This is a genomic window from Mesorhizobium sp. M1A.F.Ca.IN.022.07.1.1 (assembly GCF_003997575.1).
Classification (GTDB): domain Bacteria; phylum Pseudomonadota; class Alphaproteobacteria; order Rhizobiales; family Rhizobiaceae; genus Mesorhizobium.
Map to the genome: position 1 here is coordinate 1 of NZ_RZST01000444.1, position 3,986 is coordinate 3,986.

Below are 3,986 nucleotides of genomic sequence, written 5' to 3' on the forward strand. Positions count from 1 at the left end.
GGAACCGAGGACGACACAACTACTCTGGCTGCAGCGTTTCTGATCGGCGTCTCGGCCATGTGGATATCAGACATTGTGTTCGACGTGATCGTGCGACGGTTCAGGCCCAAGCTTGAAGAGTGATAGCCATCGTATTGAACCTGGTCGGCAACATCGCGGGCCTTGGCTTCTTCGGCCTCCTGCTTGGCGCGTTCCGCCTTTGCACCAGCCATGCGCTGGTGAAAGCCCCATGCGACGGCAGCAACGAGAGCCCCGCCGGCGGCCAGGGCATACGGGGCGATCTGCGATAGAAGCGCGGCAAAGACCTCGACCATGTCACAGATCCTTTGCACGAAGGCGCCGCAGCACTTCCGTCAAAACGCCGGAGCCTACGATGTAGAGCGGCAACCAGCGGTCAGGGATGTACTGGTTGAATAGGCTCGGGTCGGTCGCGCTGAGCACCGTCAGGACGGCGCCACCGAGCATCTGAAGTCGGGCCCAAGCGATGGTCTCGGAATCCTTGAACCAGGCGCGGATTTTGCTCCACATGGTCATGTCCTTCCGAAGATCCGTCTTAGGATGGCGAAGAGCGCGGCCCAGAATGGATTGCGCTCCTTGGCATTGGCAGCGGGTGTAGGAAGCTGCGGCGCGGCCGGCGGCGGTGTGGGCGCAACGGGACTCGGGGCGGGCGCTGGCGGGGCTGCGGGCGCGGTCATCAGCATCGCTTGGATGCGCACGGCCACGACGCGCCGCTGCCACCCCTTCCCGAAGGTCGGCCAGGTCGGCAGGCGCTCAAGGAATTTCAGCCGGGCATCGCAGATTGTGTCGACCAGGACGCCTGCTGGCTTTGCACGCACTGCGGCGAGCGTAGCAGGCCCAATGCGTCCATCCTGGACGACACCTACGCCGCATGCCGCCTGAAGGTACTTCGCCGCCCTGCCCGGCCCGCTGTTCACGGCGAAGTCGAAGACGGCGTAGTCGACGCCGTCGGGCAACTCAGCGCCGGCAATCGCGTCCCAATAGAACCGGCGATAAACCGTCGCGACCTGTTCATCCGTTATCTTTTTGAGATCCGCCTTAGTTGCATCGGCTTTGACGTAGCGTCGGAAGTTCACAAGAGTCACGCCCTTCATCGTCGCGCCGCCCGGATCGGCAGCGTTATCCGACCATCCGCCTTCCGACTTCAGGACGAGAGCAAGCGAGCGAGCAAAGTTTCGGTCCATTGACGGCTCCGTTGACGATGGGCGCCATCCTGTGTGCGCGAGCAGCGAAACTCTAAGCCGCTTGGGAATGCCTGTAGCTGGTGGGCGGCTTCAATTAAGCCCAAGCCCTCACCACGTACCGCCAGCGGGAATTGACGATCACGTCATAGTTACCATCCGATTGGCGGATGACGGTGTAGCTGGCCGTACCGAAGCGCACACTGATGTTCGTTGCGTCGTACAAGATCGACGCACCGCGCGAGTTGCCGGACCCTTCACCCTGATAGTTGGGAGCGACAGGGATGCAATCACCGGGCGAGAAACCGGCATCGGCCGTGACGTTCTGTAGTTCCACCTGAACGATTTTCGGCCTGAGGCCCATTCCGTGCGCAAGGACCACCTGAGCGCCTGCGGTAATGATCTGGGGTGAGCTCTCGAACGATTTGGTCAGCGGAATGGTGACCCACTGCGGCGCCGTTGCCCCGGCGTTCATTTGCAGCACTTGGCCGGCCGTACCCTTGGCAAGGCGGGCATAGCTCTTAGCACCGGTCATATACAGAATATCGCCGGTCGCGGTCGAAGCGGGCAGAGGCACAAAGATTTTCTGAGCCGCGCCATCACCGACGACTATGAGGTCTTCATCGGTGTCCCACTGAATATCTCCCTCTGCCGTAGGCGTCGGCGCCGCACCCTGTTTCAGCGTAAGCGTCGGGGTGACGATGGTCGTGTTTGGCGCGATAGCAATGGCCGCTCCGTTCGCTCGCTGATAGGACAGGCAGCGCCAATTTCCACCGCCAAGCGACCGCATGCGCGCCACATCGCCGGCCGCAGTGGTGATGTTCGCCCCGCCGGGGAGGATGAGGCTGGTGGCGTTGTGTGTGAGCGTCAGCGCACCAGCAAACACTAGGTCGCGCTCAGCGCCAGCGGCCACGGTTCCAAGCGCGGTGATCGTGACCGTGCCTGTGATGTTGACCAGCGTACCTGTGCTGTTTGCCAGGTTGACAGTCGCGGCCGATGCCATGTCTGCGCCGGCTGCGCTGAGATTATCCGCGCCACCGACCGCCGTACTGGATCCGGAGCCGCCAGACGTCACCGGCCGGGCCGCGTTTGCATCCGCTACCAAGTCATCGACTAGCGCATTGTACTTCGCGCTCTCGATCGTCGTGTTTGGGCTGCCCTTGGTACCCGGAGGGGCTGAGTAGACACCACCAGCGCGCGGCATAGCTGCTCCAATCTATCGATTGGCGCAATGATGGTGCCGGCAAAGCGAAACTCTAAGCCGCTTGAATGATGCCCGGCCTGTCGCGGGGGTCGGGGGGACTTGGAGAGCAGGCCGGGCCCTTACCCCGTTCCGAGCCGGGGCAGGCACGTATTATGCGCCGCCTCCAGAGCGACTGACATTAACATTTTCTAAGACTTAGCGAATAAGCCCGGCAAACGGGCCGGCTCAAGGGTGCCCGGCCTGCGGGGGTCGCGGGGGACGTGGGCAGGCAGGCCGGGACTTTGCCCCGTTTGGCAGTGGGGCAAGTCTGGATATGGGCTACCTTGCGGCGACCGACACCCGAACTTTAGGCGTAACTCATAAAAAGCCCGTCGCAGCTAATAAGCGTAGGCGACGGGCTTCCTGCAATCTAGCGGCTAACACCCCCGAGGGATCGACCACTGGATCCACAACTCACGGACGCGTGATCGGTTCCATTGGACGCTAACCGCGAGCGCGTCGCCGTCACGGCGTCGACCGCATTTCAGTTGCCAAGCATATGCTAAAGTAGGATGATGGCGGCTCGTGCAGCGGCTACCCCTAAACCCCGTCGCTGCATCTCTAGATTGGCCCGGCGCTCTATCCGCCGGGCCCTTTCTGTGTGATGGGGGCTATAGCCGCTAATTCAAGCACCTGCGCGAGCACGCCTCCGCCTTACCATCGCGTCGACGGCCTCCTTGACGGTTTGCTGGCTTCGTATCGTGCCATCCGCTTGCCCGACATAGGCGCCCTTGTCGCCCTCGGGCTTCTTCACCTCGGCGACAGCTTGCCGCCATGCGAGGCCGAGGTAGCGGAACGCTGATGCGTAGTGCTCGGCCCAATTCTTGACCGGGATGTCGCGGAACGCCTTCTTCTCGTCGTCATACTCGCGCCGGTAGGCCTTCAGGCCCTCGATGCCGTCGGCCACGCGTTCGGTCGTCCTGAAGCGCGCCACCTTGATCGTTTGCAGGCCGGCGTTGTTGCCCTCGGCCAGGCTGACTAGGCCGACCATCTTCGGCTTGCGCCCGTGATCCCTCAGCGTGTCGAGGCGCGTGCGCTTCGTCCCCCACTGCGGATGCAGGATGTCGTGCGGCACGTAGTCGTTGCCGTGGTAGCCCTGTTCGTCCAGCCACTTGCACCAATCGGACAGGTCTTCACTGTCCGGCACGTAGAAGTCGACGATCAGCGGCACGCCGTCGATGACCTGAAAACACCAGATCGGATTGTTCGATGCCTTGCCGAGATCCCATGCCGTATGCACCGGATGCCGGCGATCGATGTCGAACGGCGTGCCGATGCGCAACGCGCGCTCTGCCCGAGATATTTCGGCGCCCCAATAGGAGCCGATCAGCGCGCCTGAGAACGAACAGAAATATTCCTGCTCAATCAGCATGTCGGCCATTTCCTTGCCGAACAGGCCTTCGTACACGTCGCGCTGCTCTTCGATCGTCGCCTTGTCGATGGCGATAGTGTCGTCGGCTGACAGCACCTCGCTGAACCAGCCGCGCGGGTTTGTCACCGGGTCGAAGACGTTGCTCTTGACCTTGTCGAGCATGCCCTTGGCG

General features: G+C 62.4%; 4 protein-coding genes and 1 pseudogene. All 5 read right to left on the reverse strand.

Annotation, left to right across the window (positions count from 1 at the left end):
* The coding region (locus EOA75_RS34610; RefSeq protein ID WP_206517063.1) for a hypothetical protein at positions 1-314 on the reverse strand (314 nt) is incomplete at its 3' end.
* A gap of 1 nt (position 315) precedes the next feature.
* Positions 316-528 carry a hypothetical protein gene (locus EOA75_RS29955; RefSeq protein ID WP_127325844.1) on the reverse strand — a complete coding sequence of 71 codons (213 nt, stop codon included), beginning with the start codon at positions 526-528 and terminating at the stop codon, positions 316-318.
* A 2-nt stretch (positions 529-530) separates the two neighbouring features.
* Complete coding sequence (locus EOA75_RS29960) at positions 531-1,202, reverse strand: glycosyl hydrolase 108 family protein (protein ID WP_127325845.1); 672 nt, start codon at positions 1,200-1,202, stop codon at positions 531-533.
* A gap of 94 nt (positions 1,203-1,296) precedes the next feature.
* Positions 1,297-2,202, reverse strand: a complete 906-nt coding sequence (locus EOA75_RS34270; protein WP_164747664.1) for a hypothetical protein — start codon at positions 2,200-2,202, stop codon at positions 1,297-1,299.
* A gap of 865 nt (positions 2,203-3,067) precedes the next feature.
* A pseudogene (locus tag EOA75_RS29970) lies at positions 3,068-3,986 on the reverse strand (hypothetical protein); the annotation flags it as partial.

What these genes read in the sequence shown, in the direction of transcription:
- EOA75_RS34270 (WP_164747664.1), bottom strand. Translation starts at nt 2,202, where the DNA reads ATGGCATCGGCCGCGACTGTCAACCTGGCAAACAGCACAGGTACGCTG.
- EOA75_RS29960 (WP_127325845.1), bottom strand. Translation starts at nt 1,202, where the DNA reads ATGGACCGAAACTTTGCTCGCTCGCTTGCTCTCGTCCTGAAGTCGGAA.
- EOA75_RS29955 (WP_127325844.1), bottom strand. Translation starts at nt 528, where the DNA reads ATGTGGAGCAAAATCCGCGCCTGGTTCAAGGATTCCGAGACCATCGCT.